Genomic DNA, 15,882 nt, shown 5'->3' with positions numbered 1-15,882 from the left:
GCGGCCGCAATCGCGCTAAAGTCAGCACTTCGCTCCTGCAAGGAAGTGCTGATGCGTTGGTTGCTGCGGACTGTGCCGTTGCTGCTGTGCTCGTTGGCGGTACACGCCGCCGAGGTGGATCGCCGGATTGCGATGACCATCGACGACCTGCCATGGGCGCGGGTGGACGAGATCGTTCCGCCGGACCTGCAATCGCGGCACGAAGCGCTGATGGCCCAGCTTCGCCAGGCGGGTGTGCCGGTGGTCGGCTTCGTCAACGAGAACAAGCTTGAGATCAACGGGCACGTGCAGCCCGCGCGGGTGCAGATGTTGCGCGACTGGCTGGATGCGGGCTACGCGCTGGGCAACCACACGTATTCGCACATGGATCTGAACGCCAAGGGCGTGCCTGCGTTCCAGCAGGATTTCCTGCGTGGTGAAACGGTGCTGCGGCCGCTGCTGGCCGAACGTGGACTGAAGCCGCAGTGGATGCGCCATCCGTATCTGCGTGCCGGACGCACGCCGGAAGAACGCGCGGAGATGGACGCGTTCTTCAAGACACATGGCTACCGCGTGGCACCGGTGACGGTCGACAACGGCGAGTGGGTGTGGGCCTTCGCCTATGCCAACGTGATGAACGAGCAGCCCGATTCCCCGGCGCGTGAGGCGACGCTGGCGCAGCTGCGTAAAGGCTATGTGCCCTACATGCTGAACAAGCTGGACTACTACGAGAAGCAGTCGCAGGCGCTGCTGGGCTACGCGCTGCCGCAGGTCTGGCTGATGCACGCCAATGAGCTCAATGCAGCCACCTTCGCCGAACTGGTGGCGGCGACGAAGCGGCGCGGCTATCGCTTCATTTCACTGGATGAGGCGATGCGCGATCCTGCCTACGCGCGTGGCGCCGAGGGCTACAGCGGTCGCTACGGCCCGAGCTGGCTGCACCGTTGGGCGATGGCCGAGAAGAAGCCGAAAGACTTCTACGCCGGTGAACCGGAAGTGCCGAAGTGGGTGATGAAGCTGGCCAAGGTTGACTCGGAATGAAGCTCAGCGCTTGACGGCCAGCACGCCGTCAAGCGCGAGTTCGGCCTTGAAGCCCGCCTTTTCCAGACGTTTGGCCACTTCACGTGGCACGTCGCGGCCGCTGGTCAGCTTGTTCGGCGCGCCGGTGTAGTGGAACAAGCGGCCGCCCCTGCGGATGACGCGGGCGAGGTGGTCGTAGAACACCTGCGAGTACAGTTCGCCGGCGATGCCGAAGCGCGGCGGGTCGTGCAGGATCGCGTCGACACTGTTGCTGGCCACCTGTTCAATCTGCTGCGAGACGTCACCGTGGCTGAACTGCAGGCGGCCGCCGGCCGCGGCCGATTCCGGATCCGGTGACCACGGGTTGAGCGTGCGCAGCCACATCACATCGGCGTTCTTTTCGAACGAGCGGATCTGGCCGACACCGGCCTCCAGCGCGCAGGCGGCGAAGTAGCCCAGGCCGCCGCAGGTATCGAGGATGACCTTGCCGGCCGGGGCAACCAGCTCGACCTTGCGGCGCGCGTCCTCGAATGGTGACAGCTTGGAGGTCGGCAGCATCTTGATACCGTCGATCTCGAAGGTCGGTGCGCCCCATTCGGTCGGCACCAGCTTGATCAGCGAGCCGCTGTAGCGCGAGATAGGTGCGAAGTCCTCGCCATCCCAGTAGTACAGCGTGCGGTCCTTCAGCTTGCCCGGCCACGGGTAGTGCTGGCCACGGAAGTGGAAGCCGTCGGCATCCAGTACCACTCTGTCCTGGCCGCGGCCAAGGTCGAGCGAGCCCTGCCAGTCGGCGGCGCCCTTGTCATGGGCACGGCGCAGGGTGTCAGCGCTGTCGCGGGTCAGCAGGGGGCCGGTGTAATGGGGCACGGCGGGTACCGGGGCGGTTCGGGGGAGGGCATGGTACCGCAGCTGTTGCCGGGGCCACGCGTGGCTGCTGTTGCGGTAGATCCACGCCACGCATGGGTGCCGGCATGGCGGAGCCGAGCGTGGGTTCGGCGCTACAGCTGGCTGGTGCAGCTGAAGCCGTGCGTGGCTCCTTCCCCTGAGATCATGCCGACGCCACGCGAGGGCTGCATGCCCTGCAGCGCGCACGACCGACGGTGGACGTCCTGGGTTTCCGGTGGCTGCCGATCAAAGTCGTAGCGCAGGCTGCCGTCTTCCTGCATCAGCCAATGCACGGTAACGCGCTCATGGCGACCATCACCGAGATCCCAGTCCAGGGTGCGCATGATCAGAGTCTGGCCATCGGGCAGCTGCCGGACTTCGTCATAGGCACCTTGGGTCTTCGGCGCGCTTAACGCAAGCAGCAGAAACAGCAGCATTGGCATCGCTCCTCAAAGAAAACAGGATGTGTCCATATTGTCCTGAGCCGCCATCAGAATCATTGCGTCTTACGGGCACTTGACCGCGTACACCGGCCCAGCCCCGATCAGCATCAGTGCCATGTAGTCACTATCACTGGCCTTGCCCTTCAGCGTCGCGCCCTTGTTGAAGTGGAAGATGCCGAAGCCACCAGCCATGCGGATCAATGCGCTGTCGATCTGTTCGGCGTCATCGCGGAAATAGCGGCTGATCTCGCTGCGGGTGGCCTTGTGCAGGGCATTCGGCTCGCGCTGCCACTGCTCGCCTCGGCTGAAGGAGACGAAGTACTGGCCGCCTTCCTTGTCGATGCGGAAGTCGGCCGGTTTGCGCGCGCCGGTGGCGAAGCAGCCCTGCAACGGGTCGGCGCTGAAAGGAAGCCCGGCATCACCACTGCAGGCGGTGAGCAGCAGGAGGGCACCGGGCAGCAGCAGGCGGAGCGTGCGCATGGGATGTCCCGACGGGGCAGGTGCGGCTAGTGTAGGCAGCACACGGGCGTGGTCCGTACAGAAATTCGGCAAGGACACAGGGGTTTTCGGATGGCGAAGGGCAAGGCACCGTGGTGCGGCATGGCCAGTTGGCTGGGGATCGTGGTGGGCTGGGGCGCGGGCAGCCTCGCTGCGCAGGCGGCGGTGGCCGCAGGCGGCAATGCCATGGCTGCGGGATTGGGCGTGGGGGTGTTGGGCGCGGCGCTGGTGGGCTGCGGTCTGGCGGTGGCCTCGCGCGTGCGCGGTGAGCGCTGGCCGTGGATCGGCATTGCTGGGGCAGTGCTGAGCGCGCTGCCGCTGCTGATGTACCTGCTGCGGATGATGTTGAAGCTCTAGCGGTAGTGGGGGGGGGGGGGGGGGGGGGGGCGGGGGGGGGGGGCGCGCGGCGGGGGGGGGGGGGGGCGCCGGGCCCGCCGCGGCGCCCCCCTCCTCGCGCCCCCCCCCCCCCCCGCGCCCGCCCCCCCCCCCCCCCCCCACTACCCGGCGTGGATCATGCGCTGCGGTGAATCTCCACCGTCACGTGCACCAGCTCCTCATGAATCGCCAGCGCGCTGCGCACGGTATCGGCATCCAGACTGACGTCGCTGGTGACCACACTAGCGCTGACCGCGTACTTGCCGCGACCCACCTGCCAGACGTGCAGGTCGGCCAGGCGTGCCGGCCACGGGCCCTGTTCGATTACCTCGCGTACTTCGGCTACCACCGGCGCATCCATCTGCGCATCGAGCAGGATACGGCCGCTGTCGCGCAGCAGGCCGATCGCCCAGACCGTCACCAGCACGGCGCCGACCAGGCCCATCACCGGGTCCAGCCAGGTCAGGCCCAGCAGCTTGCCGCCAAGCAGGGCGACGATGGCCAGCACCGAGGTGGCGGCGTCGGCCAGCACGTGCACGTAGGTTGAGCGCAGATTGAGGTCATGACCGTGCGCATGGCTGTGGTGGTGGTCATGCACGTGCTGATGGCCATGGTCATGCCCGTGGTGGTGATGCGCGTGGCCCGGACTGTCGTGCAGCCACCATGCGCAGAGCAGGTTCACGCCCAGTCCCACCGCAGCGATGGCGATGGCTTCGTCGTAATGGATCGGTGCTGGCACCCACAGCCGTTCCAGCGATTGCACGGCCATCAATACAGCGACGCCGAGCAGGGCGATGGCGCTGGTGTAGCCGGCCAGGATCTCGATCTTCCACGTACCGAAGGCGAAGCGCGGGTCGTGCGCGTAGCGGCGCGCGCAGCGGTAGGCGAACACCGAGAGGCCCAGCGCCAGCGCGTGCGAACTCATGTGCCAGCCGTCGGCGAGCACGGCCATGGAGTTGAACCACCAGCCGCCGACGATCTCCACCAGCATCATGCTGACAGTCAACCACAGGGCGCGGCGGGTATTACGTTCGGCCAGCGGGTTGCCGTCGTCGAAGCGGTGTTCGTGGCGACGGGCGGCGGCTAGGGCGTCCAGTTGCATGGGGGAACCAAGGAGGTGGAGTAGATACCCCCATAGGGTATATGATCCGGTCATGGCCCATGTACACAAGAATCGAAAGCAGCTGCTGGCCCGGGTGCGCCGTATCGCGGGTCAGGTGGCGGCGTTGGAGCAGGCGCTGGACAAGCCCGAGGGGGCAGCGGGGGACTGCGCAGGCGTGCTGGTGCAGGTCGCCGCCGTGCGCGGTGCCGCCCACAGCCTGCTGATGGAGTTGCTGCACGAGCACCTGCAGGAACACGTAGTGGGTGCCGACGACCCGCAGCAGCGGGCGGACGAGGCTGCGGTGCTGGTGGAGCTGCTGCGCCGCTACGGCAAATAGGCCGTTGGGGGGGTAGAGTCGACTGTTAGTCGACTATCGCGCGAAACGCGGGATTCTATGCAGCCCGAGCGAAGAGCAGTCGACTAACAGTCGACTCTACCCCGCGTGCCGGTGCCGCGCGTTCCAGATGTGCGTGGCGGCCAGCAGCAGGCTGCCGGTGACGGTCATCGGCGTTTCCCAGTCATGTGAGGGCAAGGCCAGCGCGCCGGCCAGCAGCAGGCCGAGCCCGGCGCCGGCGGTGGCCCAGGCCAGCACGGGCAGTGGGTGACGGCGCTCGGCCCGCCACAGCGCGTAGCCGGTCAGTGGCAGGGCAATGGCCACGAACAGCAGATGCACCCATTCCGCTTCGGCCCATGTGCCGAACAGGGGCAGTGCGGCGGCCAGCAGGGGCAGCGCCAGGCAGTGCAGCAGGCACAGGCTGGACAGGGCGACCGCGCCGGCATCAAGCAGGGCGGCAGAAGGCGACTTCATCGGGGGAGGTTCCTTGCGCGACAATTGTTATACAGTAACATTTCCGTTCCGCAGCCAACCCGCTCCGACATGAACACTGTTTCCCGCGCCGACCGTCGCCTTCCGGTCACCGTGCTGTCCGGCTTCCTGGGGGCCGGCAAGACCACCCTGCTCAACCAGATCCTGCGCAACCGCGAGGGCCTGCGCGTGGCGGTCATCGTCAACGACATGAGTGAGGTCAACATCGATGCGCAGCTGGTGCGCGAAGGTGGCGCCGAGCTGCGCCGCACCGAAGAGACGCTGGTGGAGTTCAGCAACGGCTGCATCTGCTGCACGCTGCGCGATGACCTGCTGCAGGAAGTGCGGCGGCTGGCCGATGCCGGTCGCTATGACTATCTGCTGATCGAGTCGACCGGAATTGGCGAGCCGATGCCGGTGGCGGCCACCTTTGCGGTACGCGACGAGCAGGGCTTCAGCCTGAGTGACATCGCGCGGCTGGATACGATGGTGACGGTGGTCGACGGCAGCGCGTTCCTTGCCGACTTCGGCTCGACCCTGCGTCTGGCCGAGCGCGGCCAGCAGGCCGGGCCGGACGATGATCGCGGTGTGGTCGATCTGCTGTGCGAGCAGGTGGAGTTCGCCGACGTGATCGTGGTCAGCAAGGTGGACCAGGTGGATGACGAAGTGCTGCAGGACACGCTGGCGGTACTGCGTGGCTTGAACCGGGATGCGAAGCTGCTGCTGTCCAGCTTCGGTGATGTGCCTTTGGCCGAGCTGATGGATACCGGCCGCTTCGACATGGAGCGTGCGCAACGCGCGCCGGGTTGGGTGAAGGAGCTGCGTGGCGAGCACACACCGGAAACCGAAGAGTACGGCATTGGCAGCTTTGTCTACCGCTCGCGTCGTCCGTTCCATCCGGCGCGTTTCGCGCGCGCGCTGCAGTCGGGCATGCCCGGCGTGATCCGCAGCAAGGGCTGGTTCTGGCTGGCCAACCGCATGGATTGGGTAGGCGAGCTGAACACCGTGGGCGCGGCGACGCGCACGCAGGCGGCGGGCTTCTGGTATGCCGCGCGCGACCGTGTGCGCGCCGGGCTGGAGGACACCGCGCCGTTGCTGCCACCGACGCCGCTGCCTTACAGCGACTTGGGGTGGGCACGGCAGCAGGCCGACTGCTGGAGCGCGCCGCTGCCGGGGCTTGAGGAATTCCCGGATTCGGCCGCGCACATGGCGATGCAGCGGCTGTGGCACCCGCTGTGGGGTGATCGCCGCCAGGAGCTGGTGGTGATTGGTGTGCACATGGATGAGCGTGCGGTGCGCGCGGAGCTGGATGCGTGCCTGCTTAACGACCAGGAGCTGCGTGCGGGGCCACTGCTGTGGCAGCAGATGCCACAGGCGTTCCCGGTGTGGAAGCGCTGACGGTGCATTGAGGATTCATGGGTAGCTGGCCAGCGGCCGGCACTACCCCGGGTCGATACGCCATGCGTGGATGGCCGACATGGTGGAGTCGAGCTTGGCTCGACTCTACAGAAGCGAATCCACGCATGGCGTGGATCTACAACGCGTCACGCCACTGCCAGCCCTCGGTGCTCACCTGCAGCACCTGGGTCGGTCGCAACGCCTGCAGCAGGTGCCGGTCGTGGCTGGCCATCACCAGTGCGCCCGGCCACGCCGCAAGTAGCTCCTCCAACGCCTGCAATGCGCTCAGATCCAGCGCATTACCCGGCTCGTCCAGCAGCAACAGCTGCGGCGCGGGATCGGCATAGAGCACGCTGGCCAGTGCGCCCTTCACCCGTTCGCCATCGCTGAGGCTGTGGGCTGCCCGCTGGATGCGCTGTGCATCCAGTCCGAGCAGGGCCAACCGCGTGCGCAGCTCGCTTGGATCCGCGCGCGGGTTGGCGGCCTGCACGGTGTCGAGGATGCTGCGCCCACCGGACAACCCCAGCAGCTGCTGGTCGAGCAGGGCCAGTGGCGCATGCCGTTGCACGGTGCCACTGCATGCAGGCAGCTGGTCGGCCAACACACGCAGCAGGGTCGATTTGCCGCTGCCGTTGTCCCCGACCACGGCGATGCGCTGGCCGCGACGGATTTCCAACTGCAACGGTGCGCTGCAGCCATGTGGCAGCACCAGCGCCTCGGCCCGCAGCAGACGCGTACTGCCACGCTCACCCGCACCGGCAAACAGCGCCAGTTCCGGCGCCGCATGCACCGCGGATGCTGCTGCGCGCAGCTGCTCTGCGCTGGCCAGCAGGCGTTCGGCCTGCACCTGCTGTGCGCGGCCGTGGCTGGCCTCGGCGCGCTGCTTCTGCCTGCCGAGCAGGATCGGGGCCTGGTTGGCCTGCTTCGCATCGCGATTGCCACGTGCCTGGCGTTGTTGCTGGCGTTCGTGTTGTTCGCGCGCGCTGCGTTGCTGTTGCCGGTGCTGCGCACGCGCATGGTCAAGCTGGGCGGCGACGGCTTCACGTTCGGCGGCGCGGGTGTCGGCGTAGTGCTGCCACGGCCCACCATAGCGATGCAGCCCGCGCGCATCGAGCTCGACAATCTGCTGCATGCGGCCCAGCAGCTCGCGATCATGGCTGATCGCCAGCAGGCCGCCGCGCCATTGCTGCAACTGCTCGTACAGCTGTTGACGATGACGTGCGTCGAGGTGGTTGCTGGGTTCGTCCAGGATCAGCCAGTCGGCGCCGCTGGCCCACGCGCCGGACAGCGCCACCTGCATCGCCTGGCCGCCACTGAGGCGTGCGGCGGGCTGGGTGGGATCGAGATCGTCAGGCAGCCGAAGCGCCTGCCACTGCTGCTGCAGGCGCTCGCGCAGATCCCAGCGGTCGCCTACGCAGGCGAAGTCGGCCTCGTCCACGCTGCCGGCTTCGATGCGTTGCAGTGCGGCCAGCTCCGCGCCGACACCGGCCAGTTCACCGACCGTGCCGGTGGGTGGATAGCCGGGTGTCGGCAACAGGAACACGCGGCCGCTGCCAAGCACCTGGCCGTTGTCGGGCGACAGCCGGCCGGCCAGCAGGCGTGCGAGCACGCTCTTGCCGGCGCCATTGGCACCGACCAGGCCGGTGGCGACCGGTTCGAAGGAAAACGTCAGATCGGAAAACAGCGGGCGGCCGTCGGCCAATCGATACGACACGCGATCGAGCGTGAGGGAATGCGGGGTCATGCGACCTCCATGGATGCCGGGTTCTCCCCTGCGCGCAGGGGCGGGAAGAGTCAGGCCGTCTGCTGGGAAGACGGCGGCATCAATGGCGCATTGGTCGCGAGCCTCTTGGAGGGATGAGGGGAGATTATACCGCCCGCAGGGCATACTAATTGTAGAGTCGAGCTTGCTCGACTGCTTTTGAGGAGCAGTCGAGCAAGCTCGCCCCGCCTCTCGTCGTTCCGCGCGCCGCCCCCCCCCCCCCCGCGCCGCCCCCCCCCCCCCCCCCCCCCCCGACTCTACGTGGCACGGCCAGCGAGCGCGGATCTACCGGGCCTACGGCACGGTTTCCAAGCGCGCGCTGACGAAATCGATGAATACCCGCAGCTTCGGAAGCACGTGGCGGCCGGAGGGCCACAGCAGGTGGAAGATGCCGCAGGAGTGCACATGCTCGTCGAGCACGGTCAGCAGCCGGCCGTCGGCCAGTGCATCGCGCACCGAGTGCACCGGCACGAATGCCAGGCCGATATCGCGCAATGCGAGCGCTACCCGTGCTTCGATGGTGTTGGCCACCATGTGTACCGGCAGTTCCTGCGGTGTTTCATGGTCGGGCCAGTGGATCGGCCACAGTTCCAGCTTGCCGGTGCTGGGGAAGCGATAGTGCAGCAGCGTGTGCTGCATCAGATCGGCCGGCGTGCGCGGCGTGCCGCGCCGCTGCAGGTACGCCGGCGAGGCGACGATGCGGCGTGGGAACACGCCCAGGCGTCGTGCGTTCATGCGTGAGTCGCTGGGCTCGCCGACGCGCAGCACGGCATCGAATCCCTCCTCGATGACATCGACCAGGCGATCGCTGAAATCCAGATCGAGGCGGATATCGGGATAGGCCGCCATGAACTCGGCCATCAGCGGCAGGGTCAGGTCACCCACCAACGGCAGGCCGATGCGCAGTGTGCCGCGTGGCGTGGCGTGCGGCTGTGCCAGCTCGGTGCGGGCGGCATCGCGCTCGTCGAGGATGCGTCTGCAGCGTGCCAGGAACAGCTGGCCCTCGGCGGTGAGGGTGATGCTGCGGGTGCTGCGATGAAACAGGCGCACGCCCAGCGCGTGCTCCAGCCGGGCAACGCATTTGCCGGCGGCCGAGGCCGAGATGCCCTGCAGGCGACCGGTCTCGACGAAGCTGCGGGTATCCGCGGCGTGCACGAAGGTCTGCAGATTGGCGAGGTTGTCCAGGACTGACATGGGCGTGCGGGTAATGAAATCGGCAGGGTAGGTCGGCGCGGCTGTAGCGGGTGGCTCCGCCATCGCAACACTGTGGTGCGGGGTGGCGTAGGGACCGTTGCGGCCTTGCAGTTCCGGCCATCATGCCGATTGCGGACTACACGGTCCATGATGCCCGGAGCGGCAACCGGCTTTTTGCGCGACGGCGGGCTGCCTAACGTGGCGGGCCTCTCCCCACGGACCATCGCGATGAATGCTGTTCCTTCCCTTGCACCTGCGCCGACGCTGCCGTCGGTGCAGCGGCTGCTGCAGCAGGTACACCCGCAGCGCCTGGTCGGCGCGGTGGTGCTGGTGCGCGAGCACGGCGTGCTGCGTCATGCCAGCGCCACCGGCCTGGCCGATCGCGAGTCGGCCATGCCGATGCAGCGTGACCAGTTGTTCCGGCTGGCATCGGTCAGCAAGCCGCTGTTGACCACGGTGATCCTGCGCCTGGTGGCCGATAGCGTGCTGGACCTGGACGCGCCAGTACAGCGTTGGCTGCCGGACTTCCGTCCGGCGCTGGCCGATGGCAGCACGCCGCCGATCAGCCTGCGCCAATTGCTCAGCCATAGCAGCGGGCTGGGCTACCGCTTCCTTGAAGCCGATGCGGATGGCCCGTACGCACAGGCCGGCGTCAGCGATGGCATGGATGCGAATCCGCTGACATTGGCCGACAACGTACATCGCATCGCGCAGGCGCCGCTGTTGTTCGCACCAGGCAGCCAATGGTTGTACTCATTGGGCGTGGACGTCGCGGGCGCCGTGGCCGAAGCAGCGACCGGTGAAACCCTGCAGGCACTGTTCGAGCGCGTGCTGGCCGCACCTCTGGGCCTGCGCGACGCTGCCTTCGCTGCGCGCAACGCGGCACGGCTGGCCACGCCCTATGTCACCGACACGCCACAGCCGCATCGCCTGCAGGAAGGCGAGGTGGTCGCTCCATTCGAGGGTACCGTCGGCATCGAGTACAGCCTCGCGCGCGCCACCGATGCCAGCCGTTTCCCTTCGGCCGGTGCTGGATTGATTGGCGGCGCCGATGAGGTGATGGCGGTGCTGGAAGCACTGCGCGACGTACAGGCCTCGGATCTGTTGCCGGTCGCACTGGCAGCGGAGATGGCCACTCCGCAGGTGGGCGAGCAGGGGCCGCCGGAACCGGCCGGCTGGGGCTTCGGGCTGGGCTTTGCGGTGCTGCGCGATGCCGCCCCCAGTGGCACGCCACAGAGCGAAGGCACCTGGCGCTGGGGCGGTGCCTACGGCCATAGCTGGTTTGTCGATCCTGCGCGTGGGCTGAGCGTGGTGGCGCTGACCAACACCCTGTATGAAGGCATGGATGGCGCCTTCGTCGATGAACTGCGTGACGCCGTCTATGCCGATCTGGAGGCTGCACGATGAGCGGCCATGCCATTGATGCGGCGAGTCCTGCCGGCGAAGCTACACGCCTGCCGTGGGCCGGCCTGCTGGCGCTTGCAGGTGGCGGCTTCATCACCCTGCTGACCGAGACCCTGCCGGCCGGTGTACTGCGGCCGATGGGCGAGAGCCTGGGCGTGAGTGATGCGGCGGTGGGCCAGCTGGTCAGCGTGTACGCGCTGGGATCGGTGATGGCCGCACTGCCGATGACCGCGTTGACCCAGCGCCTGCCGCGGCGGCCGTTGCTGCTCGCGGCGATTGCTGGCTTCGTGGTGGTCAACACGCTGACCGCCGTGAGCAGCAGCTATCCGCTGGTCCTTGCCGCGCGCTTCCTTGCTGGCGTCTGTGGTGGCCTGCTGTGGTCGCTGGTGGCTGGCTACGCGGCGCGCATGGTGGTGCCGTCACTGCAGGGCCGCGCGATTGCGGTGGCGATGGTTGGATCGCCGCTGGCGCTGTCGCTGGGCGTACCGGCGGGCACGTTGCTGGGCCAGCAGATCGGCTGGCGCTGGGCGTTCGCGTTGATGAGCGTGCTGGGTGTCGGCCTGCTGGCGTACGCGCGCTGGGCACTGCCGGCGCTACCGGCGGCAGCCGCCGGTCAGCGCACGTCGTTGGGTACGGTGTGGCGCATGCCAGGCGTGCGCAGCGCGTTGGCGGTGATGGTGCTGTACGTGCTGGCGCACAACGTCCTCTACACCTACATCGAACCGCTGGCGGTGGAGGCTGGCGCCGGCCCGTGGCTGGACCGCCTGCTGCTGGCCTTCGGCGTTGCTGCCATCGTTGGAATCGGCATTGCCGGCTGGGGCGTGGACCGTCATCTGCGCACGCTGGTGTGGGCGGCCGTGATCGGTTTCATCCTGCCGGTGTTGATCCTGCTGTCGTGGCCAGGACAGGCCACACCGCTGCTGCTGGCAACGATTTTGTGGGGCGTGGCGTTCGGCGCCGTGCCAACCCTGTTCCAGACCGCACTTGCACGTCGCGCGGGTGCTGCCGCCGACCTGGCGCAATCGATGCTGGTGACCGGCTGGAACCTGGCGATCGCCGGCGGTGGCGTTGCCGGCGGCGTGCTGCTGCAGGCCAGCGGCCCGAGCCAGCTGGGATGGTTGCCGTTGCTGCTGCTGGCGGTGACGGTGGTGTGGCTGCTGGCACGGCCGAAGGCCTGGGCGTAGGCGCAGACCAGACGTTACCGAGGTGCCGGCCAGCGGCCGGCACTACCGTGGGCCACGCCATCCACGCATGGCGTGGATCCACCGAGCGCAGCGACCCGCGTTTGCTTTTGATTTTCCTGTTGATTCCGTGGTGGGGCGCCGCCGGAACCTGTCAGAGGCCGGGGCGGTCGGGTTCGCGGGGGTGTCCGCGGCATGGATGCCGCGGCCCAGCCCCCATGGACGGGTCTACGGCGTCCCCCGCGAACCCGACCGTCCCGGCCAACCCTGGGATAGTAGTACGCGACCCACCACGAGGGGCTCCGCCGTTGGCCGTCCTACTCGATTCCCTCACGCTCGATCGGCACGCTGCGCGGATTCTGCATGTGCTCCCGCGCCGCGCCATAGCGCTGCTGCCGCTTGTGATGGAACACCACGAACTCATCCCGCGGCAGCGGCCGCGAGAACAGCCAACCCTGCGCGAACTCGACCTTCCGGGTATGCAGATACGCCAGCTGTGCCTCGGTCTCCACGCCCTCGGCCACCACCCACAGGCCCAGCTCCTTGGCCATGTCGATGATGTGCGGGGTTACCGGGCTGGTGGCGCTCTCGGTGTCGATCGCATCGATGAATGATTTGTCGATCTTCAACGCGTCCAGTGGCAGCTGCTCCAGGTATTGCAGGCTGGAGAAGCCGACGCCGAAATCGTCAATGGCCACGCTGTGCCCGGCCCGACGCGCCTGCGCCAGCATCGTGCGGGCGCGGTCCAGATCCAGGAAGCCGCGCTCGGTGGCCTCCATCCAGATCTGCTGCGGCAGGATGCCGCTGCCGGCCATGTGCTTGGAGATCATCTTCAGCGCACGGCCGCTGCTGATATCTTCGGCGGCCAGGTTGATCGCGATGTGCGCGCTGCGGTCGGCCACCAGCAGTTCACGCATGTCGCGCACTACGTTCTCGATCACCAGATCGGTGACCGCGCCGATCATGCCGGCCTCTTCGGCCAGCGGAATGAACAGGTCCGGCCGCACCTGGGTGCCATCCGGGCGCTGCCAGCGCACCAGCGCTTCGGCGCCGACGCAGATGCCGGTATCCAGCTCGATGATCGGCTGGTAGTGCAGGTACAGCTCGCGGCGGCGGATCGCTGTGGCCAGCTCCCCGCGCAGGGACAGGCGGCGACGCGACAGCCAGATCACCAGGCCGGCACCGGCAGCGGCCAGCAGAAGGCCGATCGGCACGAACAGCCAGGCCTGCTGGCGGAAGGTCGCGGCAAGCGCGGTACGCGGCATGGTCGCGATCGCCAACCACTCTTCGTTGCGGGCGGTGGCATACAGGGTGTGGTGGTCCAGGCCTTCATCGGGGGCGCGCAGCAGGGCCTCCAGCAATGCCGGATCCATGCCGTCCTGCCTGGCCATGAGACGCCCATCGGGGCTGGCCAGGGCAAGGCGCACGTTCGGGTCGGCGATGACATCGACGAAGCGGCGCGGATCGACCAGCACGTCGTAGTTGCCGTAAAGGATCGACAGGACCTGGCGCCGTCCGCTGGCCTCGGGGCGCACATCCACGGCGATGCCGGCGCCATCACTGGTGATGTGGTCGGCCTTGGGCTGGTTGACGTCGGACAGGAACGGCCCCCACGACGTACAGCGCAGCTTGCCACCCTCGAAGTAGCCCATCTGGTCGACCGACGGCGAGGTCATCACCAGCGTCTGCATGCGCCGGATATGGTCGGGCCCGCAGGCGACGTGGGCGCCGACCTCGGCCGACTGCAGTGCCGCCAGCGCTTCCTGGTAGGACTGGTCGGCGCGGCGCAGGGCGCGATCCGCGATGTCGCGCAGCCGCTGCTGCTCGACGCTGACTGCACGGTCCCAGGTGGCATAGGCCATCACCGCGATCGGCACGGCCGCGGCCAGCAGCGCCAGCGCGGTGCCACCAATGATCACGCGCAGCCGACTCATGGCCGGAGCTCCAGCGGGGCGGGCAGGGCAGGGTGCATGGGCGGGGCCGGTCCTTGGGCAGGTGCGGCTATCTGAGCATGGCGCCGGGCCGGGTGGAATGGGACGAATCCGGTATTGGGTCACATTGTGATGAAAGCGGCCAGATTTGACGTGATCGGGTCGTCCGGTGCTGGCGCTCCGCGCCGCGGAGGACTACCGTCGAACGCTTAGCCCGCCCCTTTCCACGCCCATGACCGAGCCCGCAACGCCCCCGGAGCACCTGCGCCGTAGCCTGTCCAACCGCCACCTGCAACTGATCGCCATCGGCGGTGCCATCGGCACCGGCCTGTTCATGGGGTCGGGCAAGACCATCAGCCTGGCCGGCCCGTCCATCGTCTTCGTCTACCTGATCATCGGCGCGATGCTGTTCTTCGTGATGCGCGCGATGGGCGAGCTGCTGCTGTCCAACCTGCAGTACAAATCCTTCATCGATTTCTCCACCGACCTGCTCGGCCCCTGGGCCGGCTTCTTCTGTGGATGGACCTACTGGTTCTGTTGGATCGTGACCGCCATTGCCGACGTGATCGCGATCGCCGCCTACGCACAGTTCTGGTTCCCCGGGCTTGAAGCCTGGAAGCCGGCGCTGGCCTGCGTGATGCTGCTGCTGTCGTTGAACCTGGTGACGGTGAAGCTGTTCGGTGAAATGGAATTCTGGTTCGCGCTGATCAAGATCGTGGCGATCTGCGCACTGATCATCACCGGCGCCGGGCTGGTGGCGTGGGGCTTCACCTCGCCCAGTGGCCACACCGCGTCACTGTCGAACCTGTGGAATGACGGCGGCATGTTCCCGATGGGCCTGGTCGGCTTCTTCGCCGGGTTCCAGATTGCGGTGTTCGCTTTCGTCGGCATCGAGCTGGTCGGCACCACCGCCGCCGAAACCGCCGACCCCGAGCGCAACCTGCCCAAGGCGATCAACTCGATCCCGGTGCGCATCATCATCTTCTACGTGCTGGCGCTGATCGCGATCATGGCCGTCACCCCGTGGCGCCAGGTGGTGCCGGACAAGAGCCCGTTCGTGCAGCTGTTCGTACTGGCCGGCATTCCCGCCGCCGCCAGCCTGATCAACTTCGTGGTGCTGACCTCGGCCACGTCCTCGGCCAACAGCGGCATCTTCTCCACCAGCCGCATGCTGTACGGCCTGGCAGAGGAAGGCCACGCACCGCGCGGGCTGTCGAAACTGTCACGCGCCGCCGTGCCGGCCCGTGGCTTGCTGTTCTCCTGCCTGTGCCTGCTGGGCGGCACCCTGCTGATCTACCTGATTCCCAATCTGGTGACCGCCTTCACCCTGGTGACGACGCTGGCGACGGTGCTGTTCATCTTCGTCTGGTCGCTGATCCTGGTGGCCTACATGGCCTATCGCCGTCGCTACCCGGAGCGCCACGCTGCCTCGATCTTCAAGATGCCCGGCGGCGTTGCCATGTGCTGGGCCTGCCTGGTGTTCTTCGCCGCCGTGCTGGTGCTGCTGAGCCTGCAGGCCGACACCCGCCAGGCGTTGATCGCCAGCCCGGTGTGGTTCGTGCTGCTGGGCGTGGGGTATTGGGTGCGGCGGAGGACCGCGAAGTAACCCAGCGTTTTCGTTCCATTGATTGATCCAGAGATCTTTCTGGAATGGGGTCAGAGCCCGTTGCTCAGCAACGGGATCCGACCCCGGCAGGTCGCGGGACATTGTCGAAGGCGGGGTGGGTCCGGTGGCGGGAGTGTCCGCGGCACGGATGCCGCGGCCAAGCCCCCATGGATGAAGTGACCCCCGGGAGTTGGACACCAGATCCAACCCCGAGGGATACATGAACAGATACGACGCGCGTTTCAAACTGCTGGTCGCCAAGGAGGCCTGCAAGACCTCCACATCGGTCAAAGCCATTG

General features: G+C 67.5%; 15 protein-coding genes. 7 read left to right on the top strand and 8 right to left on the bottom strand.

What is annotated here, in order from left to right:
- Nucleotides 1–51: 51 nt before the first annotated feature.
- Complete coding sequence (locus tag V3B46_RS21035) at nucleotides 52–1,020, top strand: polysaccharide deacetylase family protein (protein WP_154262124.1); 969 nt, start codon at nucleotides 52–54, stop codon at nucleotides 1,018–1,020.
- Nucleotides 1,021–1,023: 3 nt separating this feature from the next.
- Here the strand turns inward: V3B46_RS21035 and V3B46_RS21030 are convergent, their stop codons facing one another.
- From V3B46_RS21030 to V3B46_RS21020, 3 genes are all read right to left on the bottom strand, one after another.
- Nucleotides 1,024–1,947 carry a class I SAM-dependent methyltransferase gene (locus V3B46_RS21030; protein ID WP_489686303.1) on the bottom strand — a complete coding sequence of 308 codons (924 nt, stop codon included), beginning with the start codon at nucleotides 1,945–1,947 and terminating at the stop codon, nucleotides 1,024–1,026.
- A gap of 50 nt (nucleotides 1,948–1,997) precedes the next feature.
- Nucleotides 1,998–2,321: a hypothetical protein gene (locus tag V3B46_RS21025; protein WP_154262126.1), complete on the bottom strand. Its 324-nt coding sequence runs from the start codon at nucleotides 2,319–2,321 to the stop codon at nucleotides 1,998–2,000.
- A 69-nt stretch (nucleotides 2,322–2,390) separates the two neighbouring features.
- Entirely contained in the window at nucleotides 2,391–2,807 is a 417-nt protein-coding gene (locus tag V3B46_RS21020; protein WP_134951356.1) for a hypothetical protein, read from the bottom strand.
- A gap of 90 nt (nucleotides 2,808–2,897) precedes the next feature.
- Between V3B46_RS21020 and V3B46_RS21015 the strand changes: the two genes are divergently transcribed.
- Nucleotides 2,898–3,182, top strand: a complete 285-nt coding sequence (locus tag V3B46_RS21015) for a hypothetical protein (RefSeq protein ID WP_329892810.1) — start codon at nucleotides 2,898–2,900, stop codon at nucleotides 3,180–3,182.
- Between the two features lie 154 nt (nucleotides 3,183–3,336).
- Here the strand turns inward: V3B46_RS21015 and dmeF are convergent, their stop codons facing one another.
- Entirely contained in the window at nucleotides 3,337–4,302 is a 966-nt protein-coding gene (gene dmeF, locus V3B46_RS21010) for a CDF family Co(II)/Ni(II) efflux transporter DmeF (RefSeq protein ID WP_329892809.1), read from the bottom strand.
- A gap of 52 nt (nucleotides 4,303–4,354) precedes the next feature.
- Here dmeF and V3B46_RS21005 point away from each other — a divergent pair, with 52 nt between their 5' ends.
- Nucleotides 4,355–4,639, top strand: coding sequence for a metal-sensing transcriptional repressor (locus tag V3B46_RS21005; RefSeq protein WP_329892808.1), 285 nt, complete (start codon nucleotides 4,355–4,357; stop codon nucleotides 4,637–4,639).
- Nucleotides 4,640–4,735: 96 nt separating this feature from the next.
- On the opposite strand, the gene V3B46_RS21000 is transcribed toward V3B46_RS21005, so the two are convergent.
- Nucleotides 4,736–5,110, bottom strand: a complete 375-nt coding sequence (locus tag V3B46_RS21000) for a MerC domain-containing protein (protein WP_010484159.1) — start codon at nucleotides 5,108–5,110, stop codon at nucleotides 4,736–4,738.
- Between the two features lie 69 nt (nucleotides 5,111–5,179).
- On the opposite strand from V3B46_RS21000, the gene V3B46_RS20995 reads away from it, so the two are divergent.
- Nucleotides 5,180–6,505 (top strand): GTP-binding protein, encoded by a 1,326-nt coding sequence (locus tag V3B46_RS20995; protein ID WP_154262134.1) that lies wholly within the window; start codon nucleotides 5,180–5,182, stop codon nucleotides 6,503–6,505.
- A 136-nt stretch (nucleotides 6,506–6,641) separates the two neighbouring features.
- Here V3B46_RS20995 and V3B46_RS20990 read toward each other — a convergent pair whose 3' ends face one another.
- Both V3B46_RS20990 and V3B46_RS20985 read right to left on the bottom strand, forming a co-directional pair.
- On the bottom strand, nucleotides 6,642–8,249 hold the full coding sequence (locus V3B46_RS20990; RefSeq protein WP_329892807.1) for an ATP-binding cassette domain-containing protein: 1,608 nt from the start codon (nucleotides 8,247–8,249) through the stop codon (nucleotides 6,642–6,644).
- A 312-nt stretch (nucleotides 8,250–8,561) separates the two neighbouring features.
- On the bottom strand, nucleotides 8,562–9,461 hold the full coding sequence (locus tag V3B46_RS20985; RefSeq protein WP_154262136.1) for a LysR family transcriptional regulator: 900 nt from the start codon (nucleotides 9,459–9,461) through the stop codon (nucleotides 8,562–8,564).
- A 228-nt stretch (nucleotides 9,462–9,689) separates the two neighbouring features.
- Here V3B46_RS20985 and V3B46_RS20980 point away from each other — a divergent pair, with 228 nt between their 5' ends.
- Nucleotides 9,690–10,868 carry a serine hydrolase domain-containing protein gene (locus V3B46_RS20980; protein WP_329892806.1) on the top strand — a complete coding sequence of 393 codons (1,179 nt, stop codon included), beginning with the start codon at nucleotides 9,690–9,692 and terminating at the stop codon, nucleotides 10,866–10,868.
- Nucleotides 10,865–12,049: an MFS transporter gene (locus V3B46_RS20975; protein WP_329892805.1), complete on the top strand. Its 1,185-nt coding sequence runs from the start codon at nucleotides 10,865–10,867 to the stop codon at nucleotides 12,047–12,049. Before V3B46_RS20980 ends, V3B46_RS20975 begins: the two co-directional genes overlap by 4 nt.
- 314 nt (nucleotides 12,050–12,363) lie before the next feature.
- Here V3B46_RS20975 and V3B46_RS20970 read toward each other — a convergent pair whose 3' ends face one another.
- Nucleotides 12,364–13,980 (bottom strand): EAL domain-containing protein, encoded by a 1,617-nt coding sequence (locus tag V3B46_RS20970; protein ID WP_329892804.1) that lies wholly within the window; start codon nucleotides 13,978–13,980, stop codon nucleotides 12,364–12,366.
- Nucleotides 13,981–14,209: 229 nt separating this feature from the next.
- On the opposite strand from V3B46_RS20970, the gene cycA reads away from it, so the two are divergent.
- On the top strand, nucleotides 14,210–15,583 hold the full coding sequence (gene cycA, locus V3B46_RS20965; protein WP_088023836.1) for a D-serine/D-alanine/glycine transporter: 1,374 nt from the start codon (nucleotides 14,210–14,212) through the stop codon (nucleotides 15,581–15,583).
- The last annotated feature ends 299 nt before the right edge of the window (nucleotides 15,584–15,882 follow it).

It is taken from the genome of Stenotrophomonas sp. SMYL11 (assembly GCF_036320005.1).
GTDB lineage: Bacteria > Pseudomonadota > Gammaproteobacteria > Xanthomonadales > Xanthomonadaceae > Stenotrophomonas > Stenotrophomonas maltophilia_A.
The sequence above is the reverse complement of the archived record's forward strand: the minus strand, read 5'-3'. Positions and strand labels throughout refer to the sequence as shown.